This is a genomic window from Vibrio sp. Vb2880, from assembly GCF_033337975.1.
Classification (GTDB): Bacteria; Pseudomonadota; Gammaproteobacteria; order Enterobacterales; family Vibrionaceae; genus Vibrio; species Vibrio alginolyticus.
Genome location: NZ_JAWORT010000014.1, coordinates 39,640 through 64,060, shown reverse-complemented (window position 1 = coordinate 64,060; position 24,421 = coordinate 39,640). Strand labels below are relative to the sequence as shown.

Below are 24,421 nucleotides of genomic sequence, written 5' to 3'. Positions count from 1 at the left end.
TTATATGGATACAAAAGAAAAAGGATCCAATAACAGGACCCTTTTTGTGAGGTTAGCTGAGATTAAACTTCGAGGTAATCGAGAATGCCTTCTGCCGCTTTTCGTCCTTCATCAATTGCGGTTACGACAAGATCAGAACCTCGTACCGCATCGCCACCCGCAAAGATCTTTTCGTTGCTGGTCTGGAACTGGAACTCTTGCTTCGCTGGGGCTTTGATACGACCCCACTGATCCAAATCGACATCAAACGGTGCTAACCAGTCCATTTTGTGCGGCTGGAAACCAAACGCCATGATAACAACGTCTGCTGGTAGAACGTGCTCGCTGCCTTCAACGGGCTCTGGGCGTCGGCGACCCGCTTCATCAGGTTCACCAAGTGCGGTTTTCACCACTTTGACTCCCGAGACTTTGCCTGACGCATCCACTTCAACTCCCAAAGGCTGAAGGTTGAACATGAACTTCACGCCTTCTTCCTTTGCGTTTTTTACCTCGCGACGAGAGCCTGGCATGTTGGCCTCATCACGACGATAAGCACAAACTACGTTGGAGGCACCTTGGCGAATTGAGGTACGAACGCAGTCCATTGCTGTATCACCACCACCCAGTACGACGACTTTCTTTCCTGCCATATCGATAAAGGGTTGGTTACTCTCAAGATCCATGACTTTGTAGGTGTTCGAAACTAAAAATGGCAGCGCGTCATACACACCCGGCGCATCTTCATTATCTAGACCTGCACGCATGTATTTATAGGTGCCAACGCCCAAGAAAACAGCATCGTATTCATTAAGCAGCTCTTGCATTTGGACATCTTTGCCTACTTCCATGTTCATGCGGAACTCGACGCCCATTTCAGTGAACACACGGCGGCGGTTTTCCATCACGCCTTTTTCAAGCTTGAAGGAAGGAATACCGAAGGTCAGAAGGCCTCCAATTTCAGGGTAGCGGTCAAACACGACTGGCTTAACGCCATTGCGCACTAGGATATCCGCGGCAGCCAAGCCAGCTGGGCCAGCTCCAATGATTGCAACCTTTTTATCGGTCCACTCCACCTTGGACATATCTGGCTTCCAGCCCATTTCAAACGCTTTGTCGGTAATGTACTTTTCTATGTTACCGATGGTGACGGCACCAAAGTCATCATTAAGCGTGCATGAACCTTCACATAGGCGGTCTTGAGGACAAACGCGCCCACATACTTCCGGTAGGCTATTGGTTTGATGCGATAGTTCAACCGCTTCAAGAATACGACCTTCATTGGCAAGTTTTAACCATTGAGGGATGTAGTTGTGGACTGGGCATTTCCATTCACAATATGGGTTGCCACAATCTAAGCAGCGATCCGCTTGTGCAGTCGCCTGTTGTTTAGTGAACGGTTCATAGATTTCAACGAACTCGATCTTACGAACTTTTATAGGCTTTTTCGCAGGATCTACACGCTGTACATCGATAAATTGATAAACGTTCTGGCTCATGATTCAAACATCCTCCATGATTACTGTGCTTGAACACGCAGCTCTGCAGCACTGCGGCTCTGGTGACCAAGTAGCGTGCGAAGATCTGCCGCTTGTGGTTTCACCAAATAGAACTTTGGAATCCATTCATCAAAGTTCGCCAAAATATTTTCTGCATGACTCGACCCTGTTTCTTCAAGGTGTTCCGCAATTAGGCCACGCAAATGTTCTTGGTGGATGTAAAGATCGGACAACGAGATGGCTTCGACAGACTCAGTATTAACTCGACCTTCAAAGCTTTGGTTCTCATCCAGAACATAGGCAAAGCCTCCAGTCATACCCGCGCCAAAGTTCACACCTGTCGCACCAAGAATGGCAACAATACCGCCAGTCATATACTCACAAGCGTTATCGCCAGCACCTTCAATGACGGCTATCGTACCTGAGTTTCGTACGCCGAAACGTTCACCTGCTTTACCCGCCGCAAACAGCTTGCCGCCAGTCGCGCCGTACAGGCAGGTGTTACCAATGATAGTTGCTTCATTGCATTTAAATGCGGTACCAAGGTGAGGTTGGATAACCACTTTACCACCCGCCATGCCTTTGCCCACGTAGTCGTTCGCATCGCCCGTGAGGTAAAGCTCTACACCACCTGCGTTCCAAACACCAAAGGACTGACCTGCGGTGCCGTCAAGATAGATTTTGATAGAGGAAGCCGCCAATCCTTGGTTGCCATAGCGTTTTGCTATTTCGCCAGATAAGCGTGCACCAACAGAACGATCAGTGTTGATAACATTGTAGAAGAAACTTGCCGATTGACCGTTTTCGACCGCATGCATGGCATCATCAATGATCTTTTGGTTGAGCTCAGCTTTATCAAACGGTTTGTTTGGCTCTGTCCAAAATAGCGGATGACCCTCAGGTGATACTGGAGCTTCTAGAATATTGGATAGATCCAGCTTGGTCTGTTTCGCTGTAAATCCCTCTACTGCCTCAAGTAAATCGGTACGACCAATCAAGTCCGTCAGCTTTTCAACGCCAAGTTCGGCGAGTAATCCGCGCACTTCGTCTGCCAAGCCGATGAAGTAATTCATCACCATTTCTGGTAGACCTTTGAAGTATTCTTTACGCAGTGTCTCGTCTTGAGTCGCAACCCCAGTTGCACAGTTGTTGAGGTGACAAATTCGTAGGAACTTACAACCCATAGCGACCATTGGCGCAGTACCAAAACCGAAGCTTTCTGCACCTAAAATTGCGGCTTTAACTACGTCTAAACCAGTCTTTAGACCACCATCTACCTGTAGGCGGATCTTATGACGCAGACCATTAGCAACCAGTGCTTGTTGTGTCTCTGCCAACCCCAACTCCCAAGGGCTACCAGCGTATTTTACCGAAGTTAATGGGCTTGCTGCGGTACCACCGTCGTAACCCGAAATGGTAATAAGATCAGCGTAAGCTTTGGCTACGCCCGTTGCGATGGTGCCGACACCTGGCTCGGAGACGAGTTTTACCGAAACCAGCGCATTCGGGTTGACTTGTTTAAGGTCGAAGATCAGCTGGGCCAAATCTTCAATCGAATATATATCGTGGTGCGGAGGAGGGGAGATCAGAGTCACGCCTTGTACCGAATAACGCAGTTTTGCGATTTCAGCGGTGACTTTGTGTCCTGGTAGCTGTCCACCTTCACCCGGTTTCGCACCTTGTGCCACCTTGATTTGCAGTACATCCGCATTAGTCAGGTAATGCGGCGTTACACCAAATCGGCCAGAAGCAATCTGTTTGATACGTGAGTTACGCTCAGTACCGAAACGGCGAGGATCTTCACCGCCTTCACCCGAGTTAGAGTAACCACCAAGACGGTTCATCGCCGTTGCAAGTGCTTCATGCGCTTCTGGGCTAAGTGCGCCAATGGACATTGCCGCTGAGTCAAAGCGTTTGAACAGTTCAGTGCGTGGTTCTATTTGCTCAAGTGGCAGCGGTGAGTCTGATTTTTTCAGCGACATTAAGTCACGCAGCATGGCAACAGGGCGTTGGTTTACCTGCTTAGCAAAGCTCTGATAGTCGTTACTTTCGCCAGATTTAACGGCCTGTTGCAGCGTGCCGACGACATCCGGGTTGTAAGCATGATATTCACCTCCATGGACGTACTTTAACAAGCCGCCATGATCAATCGATTTGCGTTTCGCCCATGCTTTACGAGATAAGTTTGTAAGATCTTGCTGGAAGTCGTCAAAATTCGCGCCTTCAATTCGAGTTGTGACGCCTTTAAAACACAGATCGACCACATCTTGGCTCAAGCCAACTGCTTCAAATAGTTGTGAGCAGCGGTAAGAGGCGATGGTTGAGATCCCCATTTTCGACATGATCTTGTACAGGCCTTTGTTGATGCCGTATTGGTAGTTTTGCATCACATCGCGGTAGTCTTTCTCTAGCGCTTTATCATCAATCAGTTTACCTAACGCTTCATAAGCAAGGTATGGGTAAACCGCAGTGGCACCAAAACCAAGCAAGACGGCAAATTGGTGTGGATCACGGGCTGTTGCGGTTTCGACAACAATGTTGGCATCGCAACGTAAGTTCGCGTCAATCAGACGAGTTTGAACGGCGCCGACTGCCATTGCTGCCGGAATTGGTAACTTACCTTTGACCAAGGCTCTGTCCGAAAGAACCACTAAAACCGTGCCTTCACGAACGACTTGCTCTGCTTGCTCACACAGATCATTAATGGCTTGTTTAAGATCTTTTTGTTGTGGGTCGTAGTTGATATCGAGAATGGTATTACGGTAATGATCGTCACTCAGCTCTAGTAGTTGCTGCATGTCAGAATAGAGCAGTACTGGAGAATCAAAGGTTACACGATGCGCGTGGCCATCGGTTTCACAGAAGACGTTCATCTCCTGGCCGATGCTGGTTGCCAGCGACATGACGTGTTTCTCACGCAGCGGATCGATTGGTGGGTTGGTGACCTGCGCGAACTTCTGACGGAAGTAATCAGTCACCAAGCGCTCTTTCGAAGAAAGAACCGCCATCGGGGTGTCATCACCCATCGAACCGACGGCTTCTTGCCCCATATCACCGAGGACACGCAATACTTGATCGACTTCTTCATTGCTCATGGCAAACTGCTTTTGATAAGTCTTAAGCAAGTCTTCATCAAAGCTACGCTCACCTACTTGATCTTCAGGCAGTTGAGAGAACGGTGTTAGTTTGCGAACGTTGTTCTCCATCCATTCGCGATAAGGGTGACGAGATTTCAGATCATTATCGATCTCGCTAGATTGCCAAAGCTTACCTTTACGAGTGTCGATGACGAGCAATTCCCCCGGACCTACACGACCTTTTTTGGCAACTTCATCTGGGGCGTAATTCCAAATCCCTACCTCAGATGCCAGAGTGATCAACTTGTCTTTGGTAATTACATAACGCGCAGGACGTAGACCGTTTCGGTCTAGGTTACAAGCAGCATAACGACCATCGGACAGTACGATACCTGCTGGGCCATCCCATGGTTCCATGTGTTTGGAGTTGAAATCGTAAAACGCACGCAAATCCGGATCCATGTCAGGGTGGTTTTGCCATGCTGGCGGCACAAGCATACGCATGGCACGGAAGATATCCATGCCGCCAGCTAAAAAGAGATCTAGCATATTATCTAGGCTAGACGAGTCTGAGCCTGTCTCGTTCACAAACGGTGCTGCAGTTTGTAGGTCAGGCAGCAGTGGTGACGAGAACTTGTAAGCACGAGCGCGTGCCCATTGTCGGTTACCTTCAATGGTATTGATCTCACCATTATGAGCAAGGTAGCGGAACGGTTGAGCTAATGGCCAACGCGGTTGAGTGTTGGTAGAAAAACGCTGGTGGAACAGACAGATAGCAGATTCCATACGTAGATCGGCAAGATCAAGATAAAAGCGCGGTAAGTCCGCAGGCATGCATAGGCCTTTGTACACCAAAACTTGAGTCGACAAGCTACAGATGTAGAAATCCGGATCTTCGGTGATTTGTTTCTCGATGCGACGGCGTGCGATGTAGAGACGACGTTCAATGTCGCGTTCGCGCCAACCTGCCGGTGCAGAGACAAAGACTTGCTGAATATTTGGAAGCGAGTTGGCCGCAATTGGACCGAGTACTTCTGAATTAGTTGGTACTTCACGCCAACCAGCCACAGTTAGCGTCTCTTGCGCCAGTTCTTTGTTGACGATGTCTTTAGCGAGTTGAGCTTTGACTGGATCTTGGTTGAAGAAAATCATCCCTACGGCGTATTGCTTGCCAAGGTTGAAACCATTTTCTTCGGCAATAAGACGTAAATAGGAATCGGGCTTTTGTAATAGAAGACCACAACCATCACCAGTTTTACCATCGGCGGCGATACCACCACGGTGAGTCATGCGGTCAAGTGCAGAAATTGCTGTACGTACCAGCTTGTGGCTTTGTTCGCCTTCCATATGCGCGATCAAGCCAAATCCACAGTTGTCTTTCTCAAGACTTGGATCATAAAGAGCCATTGCAATTCTCCCTTTGCTTATCCGTCATCCCGACAGATATATCAACACTGCTTACGTCGATATCGATGACTAACTATGCGTCATCTTTATAGCTTTATGTATAATTATTCAGTAAAAGTTGTGAAATATTTAACATTTTTTGAGTGTTTTATTTTCATCAACTTCACAAGCTATAGCTTATTGTAAAAAAGGTCAAGTTATTAGTGGATCATCACGTGAATATACGATTTACCATTTAATAAGCTAAAATAGTTTAATAATTTCAAATAGATAGAAAATTGATTGTTACAAAAAAGTAACATTTGATTCTGTGGGAGATAAAAAAGACCAGCATAAAATGCTGGTCAAAATAGAAAGATTGGAAGGAATTGTTTTCTTTCTTCACCGATAGCCATCGATATTGCTGATGGCTATTAGGCAATTGAAAGAGAGAAGCATGACTGCTTCGTTAAGCAGAAAGCATCAGTGAATCTGCTTTTGCTTCTAGGTTTGTGCCACCCATTAGGTAATCATCGATAGCACGGGCACATTCGCGGCCTTCATTGATACAACGAACCACCAAAGATTGGCCTGTTCGCATATCACCAGCAGCAAATACGCCTTCTTGGTTTGTAGCAAAACCTTGAGTTGCTACGTTACCGCGATCGTCTAGTGCGATATCCAGTTGAGCAAGTACACCTGTTGGTTCTGGGTGTAGGAAGCCCATCGCTAGAAATGCCATATCACATGGAATCACACGCTCGCTGCCCTCTACTTCTTTGAAGCTTGGACGCTCGCCAGGTTTCGCCTCTTCCCAAACGATATCAGCCAAACGAAGACCAGTAACTTCACCTTTGTCGTTACCGATGAACTCTTTAGTTAGGATGTTCCAGTGACGATCAACGCCTTCTTCATGAGATGTCGAAGTACGTAGGATCATCGGGTACTGTGGCCAAGGCATATTGGCAGGACGCTTTTCTGGTGGAATCGGCATGATTTCCACTTGAGTTACACTTGCTGCGCCGTGACGGTTTGATGTTCCCACACAGTCTGAACCCGTATCACCACCACCGATAACCACAACATGTTTACCCGCAGCGTGAATTTCTTCCGTTTTCATGTCCATGTTATTGGCGCGACGGTTGTTTTGACCTAGGAATTCCATCGCGAAGTGAACGCCTTTTAGTTCACGACCCGGAACGGGCAAATCACGTGGAACCGTTGAGCCACCGGTTAGTAGAACCACATCGAACTCTTGACGCAATTGTTGAGCATTTACATCAACACCGACGTGTTGGTTTACTTTAAACTCAATGCCAGCTTCTGCCATTAGATTGATCTTGCGATCAATGACTTCCATGCTCAGTTTAAAGTCTGGGATACCAAAACGTAGCAGACCGCCCACTTTCTCGTCTCGCTCGAATACCGTCACAGTATGACCAGCGCTGTTTAACTGCTCAGCAGCCGCAAGGCCAGCAGGGCCCGAACCGATGATCGCAACGGTTTTGCCAGTTCGAGAGCGTGGTGTTTTTGGTTTGGCGTACCCTTCACGATACGCCGTTTCCACGATGGTTTTCTCGATATTACAGATAGTGATTGGATCTTGGTTGATACCAAGTACACAAGCACTTTCACATGGAGCAGGGCAAACACGACCAGTGAACTCTGGGAAGTTATTGGTTGAGCTTAGAATGTTCCATGCTTCTTCCCAGCTATCACGATAAACCGCGTCGTTAAATTCTGGGATGATGTTACCGATAGGGCAGCCGTTATGACAAAACGGCACACCACAATCCATACAACGAGAAGCCTGAGTATTGATCTTGTCACCAAACTCCTCGTTCAGAACGAACTCTTTGTTGTTCTTGATGCGTTCAGCTGGGTCGATCTTCTGTGGTAGTTCACGACCATGCTCTAAAAATCCAGTAGGCTTACCCATTATACGGCCTCCACTTGAGTTTCGTTTCCTTGAGACTGTGCTTCAGCTTTACGCTTTTGAAGAACCGCTTTGTAGTCACGCGGCATTACCTTAACCATAGAGGCTAGGCTTGCTTCAAAGTTGTCTAGGAAAGACTGAGCGACTTCACTTCCTGTGAATTGAACATGCTTAGTTAGCATGTCGAGTAATAGATCTCTGTCTTCTTTCTCGATTGGATCTAGGTCTACTAATTCTGGGTTCAGTTTTGACTCAAAGTCACCTGATTTATCCCATACGTAAGCCACGCCACCACTCATACCTGCGGCAAAGTTACGACCTGTTGAACCAAGGATGATGGCTGCACCGCCAGTCATGTATTCACAACCGTGGTCACCGACGCCTTCTACTACTACTTTCGCGCCTGAGTTACGAACACAGAAACGTTCACCAGCCATACCGCGAATGAAAGACTCACCCGAAGTTGCACCGTAGAAACACACGTTACCAACCACGATGTTGTCTTCCGCGACAATACTTGATTTTGCATCTGGGTAAAGTACTAAGGTACCGCCAGATAAGCCTTTACCCCAGTAGTCGTTCGCGTCGCCTTCTACTTCGAACTTCACGCCCTTAGCTAGGAATGCGCCGAATGACTGACCCGCAGAACCCTTGAACTTCACGTTCATTGGCTGAGGTAGACCCGCATCTTTGTACACTTTCGAGATTTCGTTCGACAACATGGTACCTGCAGAGCGGTCCGTGTTGACGATAGGGAACTCGGCATTCACCGCTTCGCCTTTCTCTAGTGCAGGAATCGCTGCTTGAATCAGCTTACGGTCTAGCACTTCTTCTAGGTTGTGGTTCTGTTGAGCTTGGTTGAATACACCATCAGCTTCACGTGGTTGCTCAACGTGGAGAACAGGAGACAGATCTAGGTTCTTGTATTTCCAGTGAGAAATGTCTTGGCGGATCTTCAGTTTCTGACCTTGACCGACCATTTCATCGATAGTGCGGAAGCCAAGCTCAGCCATGATTTCACGTAGACCTTGTGCCATGTATTGGAAGAAGGTAACGACGTCTTCTACGCGGCCATCAAAGCGCTCGCGAAGCGTCTTGTTCTGAGTCGCGATACCAACAGGACAAGTGTTCTTATGACACTTACGCATCATGATACAACCTTCAACCACTAATGCTGCGGTTGCTACGCCCCATTCTTCTGCACCAAGTAGTGTTGCCACTGCAAGGTCGCGAGGTGTCTTCATCTGACCATCTGCTTGAACCACGATACGGTTACGTAGACCGTTCTTCAGTAGCGTTTGGTGCGTTTCTGCCAAGCCAAGTTCCCAAGGAAGACCGGTATGGCGGATTGAAGACATTGGTGATGCACCTGTACCGCCGTCGAAACCTGCGATTAGTACAACGTCCGCTTTCGCTTTCGCTACACCAGAAGCGATCGTACCTACGCCTGCTTCTGATACCAGCTTCACGTTTACACGGCCTGCGCGGTTCGCGTTCTTCAAGTCGTAGATAAGCTGAGCCAAATCTTCGATTGAGTAGATATCGTGGTGTGGTGGTGGAGAGATAAGGCCAACGCCCGGAGTCGAGTGACGCGTTGCACCGATCCAGTCATCTACTTTATCGCCTGGTAGCTGACCACCTTCACCTGGCTTCGCACCTTGAGCCATTTTGATTTGCAGCTCTTCAGCGTTAGTTAGGTAGTAAGAGGTTACGCCGAAACGACCTGAAGCCACCTGCTTGATTGCAGAGCGTTCCCAATCGCCGTTCTCTTTGCGCTCGAAACGCATTGGGTCTTCACCACCTTCACCAGAGTTCGATTTCGCGCCAAGACGGTTCATCGCAACAGCTAGTGTGGAGTGTGCTTCGTAAGAAATAGAACCGAATGACATAGCGCCCGTCGCGAAGCGTTTCACGATGCTTTCAATTGGCTCGACGTCGTCGATAGAGATAGAACCAGCGGGGTTCTTAATGAACTCAAGTTGGCTACGCAGGGTTACCGCGTTGTCACCTTGCTTATCTACAGCAGTCGCGTATTGCTTGAACTGATCGTAGTTCTTGTTGCGCGTAGACTCTTGCAGTAGAGAAATGGTTTCTGGGTTGAATAGGTGCTTCTCACCACGCTGTTTCCATTGGTAAACACCACCAACATCCAGCATTTGAATTGGGATTTCGCGTTGTGGGTAACCGATGCGGTGACGGATAAGTACTTCTTTGGCGATATCATCAAGGGTTAGACCTTGGATACGAGAAACCGTCCCTGTGAAGTATTTGTCGACCACGGATTTGTGGATACCCAATGCTTCGAAGATTTGCGCACCATGGTACGACTGTAGCGTAGAGATGCCCATCTTCGAGAAGATCTTCAGAAGACCGCCATTGATCGCTTTACGGTAGTTGTTGAACAGATCGCGAGGGTTCGCTTCTGGATCCAACTTCTTCGTACGTTGAAGTTCAATGATGGTTTCAATCACTAGGTAAGGGTTAACCGCATTAGCACCGTAACCAAGTAGCGTTGCAAAGTGGTGCGTTTCACGCGCGTCACCAGTTTCAACCACGATGTCACACTTCGCACGTAGACCTTTACGGATCAAGTGGTGGTGTACTGCGCCAACTGCCAGCATTGCTGGGATCGCCGCGTGGTTTGAATTCACTGCGCGGTCAGTGAGTAGGATGATTGAATAACCATCGATAACCGCGTCTTCTGCGTATTGGCAGATACGTTTTAATGCACGCTCAAGTTTGCCTTGATCTTCACTAGCTTGGAATACGATATCCAACGTTTTCGCTTGTAGGTGCTCGTTATCGATCGCACGCAATTTTTCAAGCTCAGAGTTGGCTAGAACAGGCGATTCCAATTCTACTTTCTGACAGTGAAGTGGTGTTTCAGTCAGAAGGTTTTGGTCTTTACCCAAGTAAGTGTTCAGCGACATAACCATGCGCTCACGGATCGGGTCGATCGGTGGGTTAGTTACTTGTGCAAACAGCTGCTTGAAGTAGTTTGAAAGGTGCTGAGATTGATGAGATAGAACCGCAAGAGGCCAGTCGGCACCCATTGCTGATAATGGTTCTTTCGCGTCATTCGCCATTGGAACGATGATTTCGTTCACTTCTTCAGTGCTTACGCCAAACGCTTGTTGGCGGTGTAGAAGGTGTTCTGGCTTAGGTTGGCTGAACTGGTTGCTCGCATCTGGCAGCTTCTTCAAGCTCAGTAGGTTTTCTTCTACCCACTTCTCGTAAGGCTGTGCCGTTGCGATGGTGTCTTTCACTTCTTCATCAGAGATGATTCGACCTTGTTCTAGGTCTGCAACGAAGATACGACCTGGCTGTAGGCGACCACGGAACTCAACGTTTTCTGGTTCTATATCCACAACACCAGATTCAGATGCCATCACTAGGAAGTTATCTTTGGTCACTGTGTAGCGAGAAGGGCGCAAACCGTTACGGTCTAGTGTCGCACCAACTTGAACACCATCAGTAAAACATACGGAAGCCGGGCCATCCCATGGTTCCATGATGTTCGCATGGTACTGATAGAACGCGCGACGTTTAGGATCCATGTTTTTGTTTTCTTGCCATGCTTCAGGAATCATCATCATCAATGCGTGTGGCAGGCTGCGACCAGACAGAACTAGGAGCTCAAGTGCCATGTCAAAGTTAGATGAATCCGAGCTGCCTTCCTGACAGATTGGAAGAAGCATGTCGATTTCAGCCTGAGTGAACAGGTCTGATTCTAGGATTGCTTCACGGGCTTTCATCCAGTTCAAGTTACCGCGAACTGTATTGATTTCGCCGTTGTGGGCAATGTAACGGAAAGGCTGTGCAAGACGCCATTTCGGGAAGGTGTTGGTAGAGAAACGAGAGTGTACCAGTGCCAGTGCAGTCACCATGGTCGGGTTTTGCAGATCGAGGAAGTACTGAGGTACTTGCTCAGTCGTTAACTGACCTTTGTACACTAATGTCTTGTAAGACATGGAGTTAATGTAGAAGTCGTCACCAATGTTCGAAACGCTTTCTAGGCAAACGCGTACGGTGTAATTACGAAGTACGTACAGTTTGCGTTCTAGCTCTTCAGGCGTGATGCCAGGGCCGCCGGAGATAAACACGTGCTCAAATTGAGGCTCTGTGCTTAGAGGGTCGGCACCAATCATGGAGTTGTCGGTTGGTAATACGCGGTAGCCGATAACTTCAAGGTCTAGACGCTGTGCGTTGCGTTCTAGAATGTCACGGCATTGTTCGCGTTTGTATTCGTCTTTCGGGAAAAGAACGACACCAACACCATACTTTTCAAACGAAGGCAGTTTAATGCCTAGCTTAACGGCTTCTTCTAATAGGAATTCATGAGGTTTTTGTAGCAAGATACCCGCACCGTCACCGCTGCATGGGTCACAACCTTGACCACCACGGTGTTCCATGCGAGCCAGCATATCCAATGCTTGAGTCACTACTTCATGAGATTTACGGTTTTTAAGGTGAGCAACAAAACCGATACCACAAGCGTCATGCTCCAGTTCCGGAGTGTACAGACCCTGTGGATTTTGCTCTCTATCTACCATAGATACATCCTTCCAGTTCAATGTCGACGCAAAAGTACCGGGCAGCAAATACTACCTAGACTATTGATTACGTCTTGTCCTTTATATTTATTATCGCCACCGATCTAGGTTGACCGGTCTTGATTCCTTTCCGTATCTCGCAGGAAAAGTTTTGCGAGAAAAACAATCCTTGGTGGTATCCCTTTATTTATTATCACTATCTAGTGATTTATATAGGTAGGAGTGGGATAACACCGACAAATCCCGCAGTGTGCTTTGTAATAAAAGTCACAAAAATAACGGGGTTGTGTAAGTATCCTACAATTTTGTCACTTCAGAATGCAATGAAAAAGTCGGCGTTGTGACCCAATTTTTTCGTTTAATTATGCATTTTTAGTTTAACATTTACGCAACATGAACGATTTTTGTCTTTAATTATGCAAGTTTATTGATTTTGACCTGCATGATGGGTGTTTGAATTGATTAATATTGTGTGTTTTTTCTTGCAGGGATGTAATTTATTTACACAGATCGTAGTGAGATTGATTACGATTTATTGTTGGTGAGAATTTATGCAGTTACATGAGTTGGTCAATACAATCGGCCAAGATCTTCAGCGTCGATACGGTGAAAAGGTTCATAAGTTAACATTGCACGGTGGATTTAGTTGCCCTAACCGCGATGGCACGATTGGGCGGGGAGGATGTACATTTTGCAATGTGGCTTCGTTTGCAGATGAAGAAGTCCAGATAAAAAGCATTCACGAACAGTTAAAAGATCGCGCAGGTGAAATTCACAGAGCGAAGAAGTATCTCGCTTATTTTCAGGCCTACACCAGTACCTATGCAGAAGTACAAGTTCTCAAAAACATGTATGAGGAAGCACTAAAGGCTGCAGACATGGTTGGTCTTTGTGTGGGGACGCGTCCTGATTGCGTCCCTGATGCGGTATTGGATTTACTGTCGGGCTATGTACAGCAAGGTTATGAAATTTGGCTAGAACTAGGTCTTCAAACCGCCAACAACGACACCCTCAAACGTATCAATCGTGGTCATGACTTTGAGTGTTATGCCGAAATCACTAAGCGTGCTCGAACACTCGGAATCAAGGTTTGTACTCACTTAATTGTGGGTTTACCCAAAGAAACCCGCGCCGAAAATATTGAAACGCTGCAAAAAGTGTTGGCCGTGGGAACGGATGGCATCAAGTTACATGGCTTGCATATTGTCGAAGGTAGCACCATGGCGAAAGCTTGGCGTGCTGGAAAGCTAGAAGCCCCTGAATTAGAAGAATATGTTGCGATCGCCAGTGAAATGATTCGTATGACACCACCAGATGTGATTTATCATCGCGTTTCATCAGCAGCCAGGAGGCCCACGTTATTATCGCCTCTGTGGTGTGAAAACCGTTGGCTAGCGATGACGGAAATTGGTCGAGATCTCAGTGCTCATGGTGCTCAAGGGAGTCTTACGGGGAATACCTTTATCTATACTAAACCGGAATTAATAGCAGATCGCTCAATAAATAACTGATATATTTTAACCAGTGTTCTTTGAAGGTTTAAACGATGGATCAGTTACTCAATTGGCTTTGGGGTGGTCAAGGCGGTTATGGCTATGTCGTCTTGTTGTTAATCGCAGGCGTGTGCGCGTTAGCACTGATCTATTTGCACTTTCAGACGTCACTTAAGCAACTAGTAACGGATTCTCCCTATCCAGTCATAGTGGTGGACACTAGCCATGCTCAGCTCTTGCTATCTAACCAGGCTGCGATGCAGTTATTAGGCATTCGCTCTTTGGGAACGGGGTATTTGTATCCTGCTTTATTCGATATTCATGAGCTTGAGCAGTTTCTCGATCGCTTCTCTAGTCGTCATTTTCGTCAGCAGGCTTTTGACTGGCGACTATCTGATAGTGAATCTATTAAAGTGGAGCTGTCAGGCAGAAAGAGTTTATTGCGCAATCATCGAGTTTGGATTCTTTATGCTCAGCCATATCAAGCCACTCACCAAGAGCAGCAACAAGAACTTGCACAATTAATCATCGCACGTTCGGCATTAGACTCACTTTCAGAGCTGATTTGTACCCAAGACCGCCAAGGCAATCTGTTAACGACCAATCGAGCATTTGATCAATTCTGGCAAGGGCGAAGGGAAGAAGCTTGCGCATCCAAGACCTTGGGTGAGATGACCAGAAAAAGCGAACGTAAATGGACAATGGATCCACAAGGTCGAAGTTGCTTATTGGAAGTCAGTCAAAACGCTCTTGTTTCGCCGAGTGGTGAGCTTATCGGTACGCTGTCTATTAGTCATGACGTGACTGAATGGCACAAGATGCAACAGAATCTGCGAGATGAAATGGAGCGTCGCAAAGATACAGAGGTGGCGCTAGCGCAAAGAGATACTATCTTACAAACGATTCTGGATGCCAGTCCGGACTCTATTGGTATTTTCAATGAGAACATGGTCTATCAAGCGTGTAATCAGCCTTTTGTTAAGGCGTTAGGCATTTCAAAAATTTCTGATTTGATAGGTAAGCGCCTCCAAGACGTGATTCCTAAAGAGATGTACGCGCGCTTAGCAGACAGTGACTTAGAAGCATTACGCCAGTTAGAGCCAGTTCGATACATAGATAAAGTCGTGAGTAGTGATGGTAAAAGTACGTGGTTTGATGTGGTGAAATCGCCTTTTAAAGATAAAGCATCAGGAACGAATGGTGTGCTGATCATGGCGCGTGATATTTCTGAGCGTTATCTTGCAGAACAAAAGTTGGAAAAAGCCAACCTAGAGTTAGAAAAATTGAGCTTTATGGATAGCTTAACTCAAGTATCGAACCGACGCCGTTTCGACGAACAGCTGCAGGTATTGTGGTACCACCACGCTCGAGAAAAGCTGCCGCTCACCATCATGTTATGTGACATCGACTTTTTCAAAGATTACAACGACTGTTACGGTCACCAACAAGGTGATGAAGCGTTAGTCAGTGTCGCTACCGTGTTTACACAAGTCATCAATCGTTCTTCGGATTGTGTTGCGCGTTATGGTGGCGAGGAGTTTGGTTTTATCTTGCCGAATACCACCACGGAAGGTGCGCGCAACGTAGCACAGCGTATTCATGAGAAAATTCTACAGCTTGATATGGAACACGACAGTTCAGAAGCATCTGAACGCCTTACCGTCAGTATCGGTCTGGTCTCTTACATTCCTCAGCATGGTGATGAACCCGAAATGGGCATCGCTATGGCTGACAGTGCGTTATACCAAGCTAAAGCTGATGGACGTAATCGCACCTGTATTCACCCCAGTTCTTGCTAACGCTTTGTGACCGCTTGCTCTAAGTTGATAGCTGATTGTTTAAATCACCGTATTAAACACGTTAAACTTACACAAGCCTGTGCGCTCGTTGGTTTATCTTTCTATCTCGTATCACAAGCGCAGATCGCACCGTGTGTTTTTCACTAATCAAACAGACCTAAATTGCGTTAGGTCGAGTGCATTTACCTGTTTTTCATCATCGAATGGCGCTATCTAGCCACCACCATGGAGTAGTTAATGAAACCCATGAAAAATCTCGCCCAGTATTATGTCGACTTGCTAGTCAAACTGGGGATTGTTCGCTTCTCTATTTTGCTAGCCCTTGCGCTGGTGGCATTAGCTGTTGTGGTGCAGGTAGGGATTACTTTAGCTCTCAAAGGGCGAGTAGATGATATCGACATTGTCCGTTCGGTGTTTTTTGGTCTATTGATCACCCCTTGGGCGGTTTACTTCCTCTCTGTGGTTGTCGATCAACTAGAAGAGTCTCGCCAGCGTTTAACTAAGCTGGTGTCCAAACTGAAGGACATGCGTTCGCGAGATCAAGAGCTGAATTACCAACTTCAACAAAACATTGAAAAGCTTAACCAAGAAATTGAAGAGCGTATTAAAGCGGAAGAAGCACGTGAAGAGGCGATGCAAGACCTCGAAAACGAGGTGTTCCAACGCGAACGTACTCAATTAGAGCTGGCAGAACGTACCGCATTACTACGTTCATTTATTGATGCCTCACCAGACTTAATTTACTACCGCAATGCGGATGGTGTTTTCTCTGGCTGTAACCGCGCGATGGAAGAGCTAACGGGCAAGAAAGAGCACCAGTTAGTCGGATTAAGTCCTTGGGATGTGTATAGCAAAGAAATCGCCGAGCATATCGTTGATACTGACCAAAAGGTTTTTGCCGATAATCAAGCGATTACTTACGAGCAATGGCTCGAATACCCAGATGGTCGCAAGCATTACTTTGAGCTTCGTAAAGTGCCATTTTACAGCAAAGATGGCCGCCACCTTGGTCTCGTTGGGTTCGGTCGTGATATCACTGAACGTAAGCGCCATGAAGAGTCGTTAGAGAAAGCAAGCCGCGACAAAACTACCTTCATCTCAACCATCAGTCATGAGCTGCGAACGCCGCTGAATGGCATTGTAGGCTTAAGTCGTATGCTTCTAGATAGTCCGTTGACAGAAGAGCAGCGTAAACACATGCAGACCATCAATGTGAGTGCGATTACGCTAGGTAACATCTTCAACGATATTATCGATATGGATAAATTTGATCGCCGTAAGTTAGAACTATTACCTGCGCCACTTAACTTCGAAGACTTCGTCGCTGAGATTGAAAGCATCTCAGCTCTGATGGCAGAACAAAAAGGGTTACGCTTTGACTTAGAACGTTTAAGCGATTTGCCAAAAGCAATTGAAGTGGATGCAACCCGTCTACGTCAGGTGATTTGGAACTTGGTCAGCAACGCAATGAAGTTCACCAAAGAAGGTGGCGTTGTGATGACAGTGAGCGCGGATGTCGAAGACGATTTTGCGACCATTATTATGGAAGTGGAAGACACAGGTATTGGTATCCCAGACGAAGAGCTAGATAAGATCTTTGCGATGTACTACCAAGTGAAATCAGGCAAGGACAACCTGCATGCGGTCGGTACAGGTATTGGTTTGGCGGTATCTAAGCAACTGATCAATATGATGGATGGTGACATTACGGTTACCAGTGAGGAAGGCTTTGGTAGCACTTTTACTGTATCGATCCACGTTCCGATTGTTGAACTAGCTGAGCCAGTCATTGATGCGAAACGTGACAATGTGCGCCTCAACATATTTATGGTCGAAGACATCGAGCTTAACGTAACTGTGGCTAAATCGTTACTTGAGAGCCTAGGGCACTCTGTCACCGTGGCAATGACGGGCCAAGAAGCGTTAGTGAACTTTGTGCCAGAAAAATACGACTTAGCGTTGTTGGATATCCAACTGCCTGATATGACGGGCTTTGATGTCGCCAATTATTACCGCAAGCATTATAACAATCTTCCTCCATTGGTCGCCTTAACTGCTAATGTAATGAAAGATCGTCGTGAATACTTAGATAACGGCATGGATGATGCGATCAGTAAGCCGCTGGCAGTGAATGCTATTCAGTCAGTGATTGATAAATTTTTCGCTCACCAGTTAGAACAACCTAAGGAAGTGGTGAGCGGTCCCGAAACAGTGGAAGAGCCAGTCCCTTCTCCTGTGATTGAGACACATTTGCTCGATATGGATATGTTAGAGTCTTACGTCGACATTGTTGGTGCAAAACCTGTCTACGACAGCATAAAAATGTTTGAAGATATGATGCCAGACTATATTGATGTCTTAGATTCGAACATGACAGCGAAAGATCAAGATGGGATTGTTTCTGAAGCGCATAAAATCAAAGGTGCTGCAGGTTCAATTGGCCTGAAACGTATCCAAAGTGTGGCGCAAAAAGCGCAATCGCCTGATATGCCAGCATGGTGGGAAAACATTTCAGACTGGGTTGAAGAGATCAAAAATGAATACCAAAACGATATTCAAGTCCTCAAAAGTTGGTTGGAACAAAGGAAATAACATGAAAAGAATCGCACCATTGGCATTAGCCATGGCATTGATGGCAGGCTGTAGTTCCGTTCCAAATGTGAATTGGCAACAAAACAGTCAGATTACGATTAATGAGGTTAATGTTGAGCTCAAAAGTAATTTATGGGTGAACCTCATGCCGAATATTGGGGACGTGGAAGAGCAAAGTATTCAAGGTGCACTTTACCTCGAAGGAGATCAGTTACTTCCTGCAAATCTAACGGCAGAAGCTCTTATTATTAAACAGGGGCAAAAAGAGTGGTTGGTGGACAGTGCGTCTTTAGATACTCGAACGCACAGTGAAAGCCGATGGGAGGTGGCGTTCTCGTCTCACATTGATGTGAACACAGAAAAATCGGTTGATATCGCAGTGCTTCTAGACGATGCGGGTAAACAGCGTTGGTTAGTCGAAAAGTACGTGAAGATTAACAAGGTTTATTAACCGCAATGATGTTGCATTAGTCGTTAGACCTAAAACAAAAAGGGCTTGCTCAATGAGCAAGCCCTTCGCATATTAGTGGTTAAATCTAGTCTTCTAGATCGCCACAGAAGCGGTAACCTTCGCCGTGGATAGTGGCGATGATTTCTGGCGTGCCTGAAACAGACTCAAAGTGCTTACGGATACGACGAATCGTTACGTCTACAGTACGGTCGTGTGGCTTAAGTTCACGACCAGTCATCTTCTTAAGAAGATCTGCACGAGTTTGAATCTTACCCGGGTTCTCACAGAAGTGCAGTAGTGCGCGGAACTCAGAGCGAGGTAGCTTGTAGCTATCACCAGCAGGGCTTACTAGAGAGCGGCTGTTGATGTCTAGTACCCAACCGTTGAATTCATACTTTTCTACCGAGCGCTTCTCTTCTTGCACCGCGTTAGAGCTCATTGAGCGACTAAGTAGGTTACGTGCACGAATAGTTAGCTCACGTGGATTGAATGGTTTAGTGATGTAGTCATCTGCACCAATCTCAAGACCTAGGATCTTGTCTACTTCATTGTCACGGCCTGTCAGGAACATTAAAGCAATGTTCGCTTGCTCGCGTAGTTCACGCGCTAGTAGAAGGCCATTCTTGCCTGGAAGATTAATGTCCATAATAACCAAGTTGACTGAGTTATCAGACAACACTTGGTGCATCTCTTCACCGTCACTGGCTTCAAAAACAGCGTATCCCTCTGCTTCAAAAATACTCTTAAGAGTGTTACGAGTTACTTGCTCATCTTCAACGATAAGAATCTGCGGGGTTTGCATTGGCGGTACCTAAATTTGTGACAAAATTGTGCTAATAGAATAAATTCTAGGCAAAAATATAACATACAGGTAATGTGATTTTGATAATAAATCAAGTTGATCAAAAAAACACTTCTTTCAGTTATCCGCCCTCCATGGAATTTTGCCAACTCACCAGTATCCAATGGCGACGTTTATTCTAAAGGGCTTGTTTACCTTTCATTTCCTGCTTTCAGTGGGGCCTGAAACGTAAACACCCTAAGATATTGAGCGGATTTTATATTGTTAACAGCATGCTAACAATGCTCAAATGTTAATTCCATTCAGTTTGTTGATTTATATCAATTGATGAAATGTAACTGTTATTAATCGTTTAAGACTTATGATAGAAAAAAGTAATACGAACATAGACGCATCGTTATGGAATGCTTATTCAGAATCTTTTTTCAGATTCGAAGCCGAGTGGCGTGTTTCAAACTATGCTGTGATAACCGCTTGGAACCCATACAGTAACTTGAGGTCCAAAGAAGAGAACAGCATAAACAATCACGCGTTAGAAAAACAGCTACAGCACGTTAATTACGCGCCTGTCACGGTAGGTGATAGCGCTTTTACATGGTATGAGGAAAGCTTTGCCGTCGAGTTGTCGCCAGAGGTAGCCGTTGAATTGGCGAATGACTTTCAACAAAACGCGATTTATTACGTCATTAATGACCAACTTTATCTTATTGCGTGCTCGCAGCCGAAAGTTTTTCATACGTTAGGCTCCATTAAACCTCGGCTCGTATGAAGGTATAGAAAAGGATACTGCTCACTGAAGCACCGCTTGGGTGAGAAAATTCACGGAGGAAATATGAGAGACATTACACCCGATATTTGTGACCAATTTGAAGACCAAGTGAGCTTGCTTACTTTACCATTGCAGAACTTTGGTCAACGTAGCGCTTTTTACGGTGAAATCGTTACGGTGCGCTGCTATCACGATAACTCGAAAGTGCGTGAAGTACTGGGCGAAGATGGAACGGGTAAAGTATTGATTGTTGACGGACATGGATCGTGTCAGAGAGCATTACTCGGCGATCAATTAGCGATACTCGGAATAGAAAATGGGTGGGAAGGTATCATTGTCTATGGTGCAATACGCGACGTAGCACAAATATCTCAAATGGACATTGGCGTTCAAGCTCTTGGAACTAACCCGTTTAAAACAGAGAAACGCGGGATAGGAGAGGTAAACGTAACCTTAACGATGCAAAACCAAATCGTTCAACCTAAGCACTACGTTTACGCGGACTGGAACGGTGTATTGATTTCTAAGCAAAAGCTGGACTTCTAAAAACGAAAGCCTAAACCAACCTCAAAACCTTGTTGCCAATCTTGGTAATCAAGAGTCGCGTGAAGATCCAGTTTATCGGTAATTTTTACGCGACTTGATACTTCAGCCGCGAGGCTACTGTCGTCTTGGCGAATACCTTCCGCTGTTTCGTTCTTGTAAGAGCGAACTGTACTTTTCAGCGTGACACGATCATTAAAGTGATAGCTGATCCCACTCAAAAAACCACTTTGATTTTGGGTAGGAGAGTTATTGACTCGCGCACCGACATAAACGTCTACCGAATCAAAAAGTTCGTAAGCGTAACCCGTATCGATATTCCAAACATCAAAACTGTCAGACTGATAACTGTCGCTGGAAATGAATAGTTTATGAGGAGAAGGGGATGTTTTACCTGGAAGCGGCGGAAGCTCGTTTGCTAGACAAACACCAGGCACAAAAAACAGCAACAGAAAAAGCCCTCTTTTCATGTTCACCACTCCTTGTGTCAACTTTTTTATTAGTATGCGCCCAAAGCTTCTCACTATTAAAGCATAGAATATGAAAGCTAGCTCACCTATTTTCTAAATAATTCGATCCTATGAACATAAGTCACAGTTAAGTTGTTGTTATGTGTCACAACCCTCTCGAATTATTTGATCGTACGTTTTATGGCAAAGATCAGACTAGTTATTAGATAAAAAACCGAACTGGTGATGATGGTTAAGTTCTTTACAAAAACTAACTGTAGATTTTTAAATGATCAATAATGTGTAATTAACTATAAATATCAATGACATTGCTTAGCAGAATTCTCTGAAAGATGGAAAAACAAACAATTTTTTGTTGACTATGTATCAGAAACTCGGTAAACGTAGAGTTAAGCAAACACAATTAACGTTGAATATTTATTTATGCCATCTAACAGCCTAGTAGTAATGACCACGACCATTATTATTACCGACACGACACATGTTGGGGCAGGCTGCTGAGCGAAAGAAATTCACAAAAAAGGCCTGTATCCAACAAGATACAGGCCTTTTTTTATGCTTTTTTATCCAGAATTTAGACAAATTTAAGAAGATATACCGGAGGAAGGGATGCGAGTATTGAAGTTTGGCGGATCATCACTAGCTGATGCAGATCGCTTTTTGAGAGCGGCAGACATTATTGCCAATAACGCTCAACAAGAAGAAGTGGCGGTTGTTCTTTCCGCTCCTGGTAAAACAACAAACAAATTGGTTGCGGTCATTGAAGGCGCATTGCGCAATGGTGAAGCAGAACTACAAATCAAAGAGTTGGAGGAGTCGTTTAAAACGCTCTTCACTCAAATCCAAGCAGTACTACCCAATATCGATGGTTCAGCTTTCGATAACCAAGTGAAAACTTCTCTCTCTCAATTACGCCAATTCGTTCATGGCATCAATCTTCTTGGCATGTGCCCAAACAATGTTAATGCACGTATTATTAGCAAAGGCGAACGCGTTTCGATTCAATTGATGAAAGCGGTGTTAGAAGCCAAAGGCCAGCCAGCACATCTTATCGACCCAGTTGAATACCTATACGCAAAAGGTGATCACCTTGAAGCCATGGTTGATGTAGACGTTTCAACGCAAAACTTCCGCCAAAACCCTCTTCCTCTGGGCCATGTGAACATTATGCCTGGCTTTACCGCAGGTAACGAGAAAGGTGAATTGGTAACACTTGGTCGCAATGGCTCTGATTATTCAGCGGCGGTTCTTGCGGCGTGTCTGCGCGCAGATTGTTGTGAGATCTGGACTGACGTAGATGGTGTATACAACTGTGACCCTCGTTTAGTAGAAGATGCTCGCCTGCTTAAATCTCTTAGCTACCAAGAAGCGATGGAGCTTTCTTACTTCGGTGCTTCCGTTTTGCATCCGAAGACCATTGCTCCTATCGCGCAGTTCCACATCCCATGTCTGATCAAAAACAGCTTTAACCCACAAGGTGCAGGAACTTTGATTGGGCAAGACACTGGTGAAGACAATCTGGCGATCAAAGGTATCACGACGCTAAACGACCTAACTATGGTTAACGTCTCCGGCCCAGGTATGAAGGGTATGGTTGGCATGGCAAGCCGCGTATTTGGCGCAATGTCTTCCGCTGGTGTGTCTATTGTTCTTATTACTCAGTCTTCTTCTGAGTACAGCATTAGCTTCTGTATTGAGGCAGAAGATAAAGCAAAAGCGCAACAAGTACTGGCCGATGCGTTTGAGTTGGAACTGAAAGATAGCTTATTAGAGCCGGTCGAGTTTATTGATAATGTTTCAATCATAACGTTGGTTGGTGACGGCATGCGTACATCGCGCGGTGTTGCATCTCGCTTCTTCTCATCTCTTGCTGAAGTGAACGTAAACATTGTAGCCATCGCACAGGGCTCATCTGAGCGTGCTATCTCAGCCGTGATTCCTGAAGATAAAATCTCTGAAGCGATCAAAGCGTGTCACGAGAACCTATTCAACTCTAAGCACTTCTTAGACGTATTCGTGGTTGGTATTGGCGGCGTTGGTGGTGAGCTGGTGGATCAGATCGAGCGTCAACAGGCGAAGCTTGCGGAAAAAGGCATCGTTATTCGCGTGTGTGGCTTGGCAAACAGCAAAGGTCTTCTGCTTGATAGTGAAGGTCTGCCACTCGATCATTGGCGTGATCGTATGTCGGCAGCGACAGAAGAGTTCAGCCTAGCGCGTTTGATTTCTTTGGTTCAACGTAACCACATCATCAACCCAGTATTGGTTGACTGTACATCAAGTGAAGATATCGCGAATCAATACGCTGATTTCTTAGCTGCTGGTTTCCATGTCGTTACACCAAATAAAAAAGCAAACACAGCAAGCATGGCTTACTACCATCAGCTTCGCGATGTTGCGCGCAGCTCTCGTCGCAAGCTGATGTACGAAACAACTGTGGGGGCGGGTCTACCGGTAATCGAAAACCTGCAAAACCTAATCTCAGCGGGTGATGAGCTAGAGCGCTTTAGCGGTATTCTTTCTGGCTCTCTGTCATACATCTTCGGTAAGTTAGATGAAGGTATGAGCCTAAGTGAAGCAACTAATATCGCAAAAGAAAATGGTTTTACTGAACCGGATCCTCGTGATGATCTTTCTGGTATGGATGTCGCGCGTAAGCTTCTGATCCTAGCTCGTGAAGCAGGCATGTCTCTAGAACTAGAAGACGTTGTGGTTGATCAAGCACTGCCACCAGGTTTTGATGATTCTGGTAGCGTTGATGAATTTATGGCGCGTTTACCTGAAGCAGACGCCTACTTTAAAGAATTATCTGCAAAGGCAGCGGAAGAGGGCAAAGTACTGCGCTACGTTGGTGAAATTAATGAGGGCAAGTGCACAGTAAGCATCGCAGCGGTGGATGAAAACGATCCAATGTATAAAATCAAGGACGGTGAAAACGCACTGGCATTTTACAGCCGTTACTATCAGCCAATCCCACTAGTGTTACGTGGCTATGGTGCAGGCACCGAAGTAACGGCTGCGGGTGTATTTTCTGACGTGATGCGTACTTTAGGTTGGAAACTAGGGGTATAACAATAA

At 46.0% G+C, this 24,421-nt stretch carries 14 protein-coding genes and 1 other annotated feature; of the genes, 8 read left to right on the top strand and 6 right to left on the bottom strand.

The features are described 5' to 3' along the window. Positions 1-62: 62 nt before the first annotated feature. The 4 genes from R7M92_RS15790 to gltB (R7M92_RS15775) all read right to left on the bottom strand — a co-directional run bounded on the left by R7M92_RS15790 (position 63) and on the right by gltB (R7M92_RS15775) (position 12,427). A complete protein-coding gene (locus tag R7M92_RS15790; protein WP_213917038.1) occupies positions 63-1,475 on the bottom strand; it encodes an FAD-dependent oxidoreductase in 1,413 nt (470 codons plus the stop codon). Positions 1,476-1,495: 20 nt separating this feature from the next. After that, positions 1,496-5,959: a glutamate synthase large subunit gene (gene gltB / locus R7M92_RS15785; RefSeq protein ID WP_318133806.1), complete on the bottom strand. Its 4,464-nt coding sequence runs from the start codon at positions 5,957-5,959 to the stop codon at positions 1,496-1,498. Positions 5,960-6,407: 448 nt separating this feature from the next. Beyond that, positions 6,408-7,877 (bottom strand): glutamate synthase subunit beta, encoded by a 1,470-nt coding sequence (locus R7M92_RS15780; protein WP_318133805.1) that lies wholly within the window; start codon positions 7,875-7,877, stop codon positions 6,408-6,410. Then, on the bottom strand, positions 7,877-12,427 hold the full coding sequence (gene gltB, locus R7M92_RS15775; protein WP_318133803.1) for a glutamate synthase large subunit: 4,551 nt from the start codon (positions 12,425-12,427) through the stop codon (positions 7,877-7,879). The genes R7M92_RS15780 and gltB (R7M92_RS15775) overlap by 1 nt, the downstream gene beginning before the upstream one ends. 551 nt (positions 12,428-12,978) lie before the next feature. Here gltB (R7M92_RS15775) and R7M92_RS15770 point away from each other — a divergent pair. The 4 genes from R7M92_RS15770 to R7M92_RS15755 all read left to right on the top strand — a co-directional run bounded on the left by R7M92_RS15770 (position 12,979) and on the right by R7M92_RS15755 (position 18,762). Then, complete coding sequence (locus R7M92_RS15770) at positions 12,979-13,938, top strand: TIGR01212 family radical SAM protein (protein ID WP_017633631.1); 960 nt, start codon at positions 12,979-12,981, stop codon at positions 13,936-13,938. Positions 13,939-13,973: 35 nt separating this feature from the next. Then, a complete protein-coding gene (locus R7M92_RS15765; protein WP_318133801.1) occupies positions 13,974-15,719 on the top strand; it encodes a diguanylate cyclase domain-containing protein in 1,746 nt (581 codons plus the stop codon). Positions 15,720-15,956: 237 nt separating this feature from the next. Beyond that, positions 15,957-18,311, top strand: a complete 2,355-nt coding sequence (gene arcB, locus R7M92_RS15760; protein ID WP_005381826.1) for an aerobic respiration two-component sensor histidine kinase ArcB — start codon at positions 15,957-15,959, stop codon at positions 18,309-18,311. A 1-nt stretch (position 18,312) separates the two neighbouring features. Then, positions 18,313-18,762, top strand: a complete 450-nt coding sequence (locus R7M92_RS15755; RefSeq protein WP_005381825.1) for a hypothetical protein — start codon at positions 18,313-18,315, stop codon at positions 18,760-18,762. 85 nt (positions 18,763-18,847) lie between these two features. On the opposite strand, the gene arcA is transcribed toward R7M92_RS15755, so the two are convergent. After that, positions 18,848-19,564, bottom strand: coding sequence for a two-component system response regulator ArcA (gene arcA, locus R7M92_RS15750; RefSeq protein ID WP_005381824.1), 717 nt, complete (start codon positions 19,562-19,564; stop codon positions 18,848-18,850). 361 nt (positions 19,565-19,925) lie between these two features. Between arcA and R7M92_RS15745 the strand changes: the two genes are divergently transcribed. Together R7M92_RS15745 and R7M92_RS15740 are read left to right on the top strand one after the other, a co-directional pair. Continuing rightward, entirely contained in the window at positions 19,926-20,333 is a 408-nt protein-coding gene (locus R7M92_RS15745) for a DUF3293 domain-containing protein (RefSeq protein WP_053306886.1), read from the top strand. A gap of 63 nt (positions 20,334-20,396) precedes the next feature. Beyond that, a complete protein-coding gene (locus tag R7M92_RS15740; RefSeq protein ID WP_005381822.1) occupies positions 20,397-20,879 on the top strand; it encodes a putative 4-hydroxy-4-methyl-2-oxoglutarate aldolase in 483 nt (160 codons plus the stop codon). Here R7M92_RS15740 and R7M92_RS15735 read toward each other — a convergent pair. Next, the gene (locus R7M92_RS15735; protein WP_167415017.1) at positions 20,876-21,346 is read right to left on the bottom strand and encodes a ribonuclease regulator; all 471 of its coding nucleotides are present in this window, start codon (positions 21,344-21,346) and stop codon (positions 20,876-20,878) included. The two genes, R7M92_RS15740 and R7M92_RS15735, sit on opposite strands and share 4 nt — an antisense overlap. Positions 21,347-21,769: 423 nt before the next feature. Here R7M92_RS15735 and thrL point away from each other — a divergent pair, with 423 nt between their 5' ends. Both thrL and thrA read left to right on the top strand, forming a co-directional pair. Next, on the top strand, positions 21,770-21,847 hold the full coding sequence (gene thrL / locus R7M92_RS15730; protein WP_074192076.1) for a thr operon leader peptide: 78 nt from the start codon (positions 21,770-21,772) through the stop codon (positions 21,845-21,847). Next, positions 21,783-21,902 (top strand) — a sequence feature (Thr leader region). It overlaps the preceding gene by 65 nt. 53 nt (positions 21,903-21,955) lie before the next feature. Then, positions 21,956-24,415, top strand: a complete 2,460-nt coding sequence (gene thrA / locus R7M92_RS15725) for a bifunctional aspartate kinase/homoserine dehydrogenase I (protein WP_065274188.1) — start codon at positions 21,956-21,958, stop codon at positions 24,413-24,415. Positions 24,416-24,421 lie beyond the last annotated feature (6 nt).

Coding starts and splice junctions, on each gene's coding strand:
- R7M92_RS15780 (WP_318133805.1), bottom strand. CDS start 7,877: ATGGGTAAGCCTACTGGATTTTTAGAGCATGGTCGTGAACTACCACAG.
- R7M92_RS15790 (WP_213917038.1), bottom strand. CDS start 1,475: ATGAGCCAGAACGTTTATCAATTTATCGATGTACAGCGTGTAGATCCT.
- arcB (WP_005381826.1), top strand. CDS start 15,957: ATGAAACCCATGAAAAATCTCGCCCAGTATTATGTCGACTTGCTAGTC.
- gltB (WP_318133806.1), bottom strand. CDS start 5,959: ATGGCTCTTTATGATCCAAGTCTTGAGAAAGACAACTGTGGATTTGGC.
- thrL (WP_074192076.1), top strand. CDS start 21,770: ATGCCATCTAACAGCCTAGTAGTAATGACCACGACCATTATTATTACC.
- gltB (WP_318133803.1), bottom strand. CDS start 12,427: ATGGTAGATAGAGAGCAAAATCCACAGGGTCTGTACACTCCGGAACTG.
- R7M92_RS15740 (WP_005381822.1), top strand. CDS start 20,397: ATGAGAGACATTACACCCGATATTTGTGACCAATTTGAAGACCAAGTG.
- thrA (WP_065274188.1), top strand. CDS start 21,956: ATGCGAGTATTGAAGTTTGGCGGATCATCACTAGCTGATGCAGATCGC.
- arcA (WP_005381824.1), bottom strand. CDS start 19,564: ATGCAAACCCCGCAGATTCTTATCGTTGAAGATGAGCAAGTAACTCGT.
- R7M92_RS15770 (WP_017633631.1), top strand. CDS start 12,979: ATGCAGTTACATGAGTTGGTCAATACAATCGGCCAAGATCTTCAGCGT.
- R7M92_RS15745 (WP_053306886.1), top strand. CDS start 19,926: ATGATAGAAAAAAGTAATACGAACATAGACGCATCGTTATGGAATGCT.
- R7M92_RS15755 (WP_005381825.1), top strand. CDS start 18,313: ATGAAAAGAATCGCACCATTGGCATTAGCCATGGCATTGATGGCAGGC.
- R7M92_RS15765 (WP_318133801.1), top strand. CDS start 13,974: ATGGATCAGTTACTCAATTGGCTTTGGGGTGGTCAAGGCGGTTATGGC.
- R7M92_RS15735 (WP_167415017.1), bottom strand. CDS start 21,346: ATGAAAAGAGGGCTTTTTCTGTTGCTGTTTTTTGTGCCTGGTGTTTGT.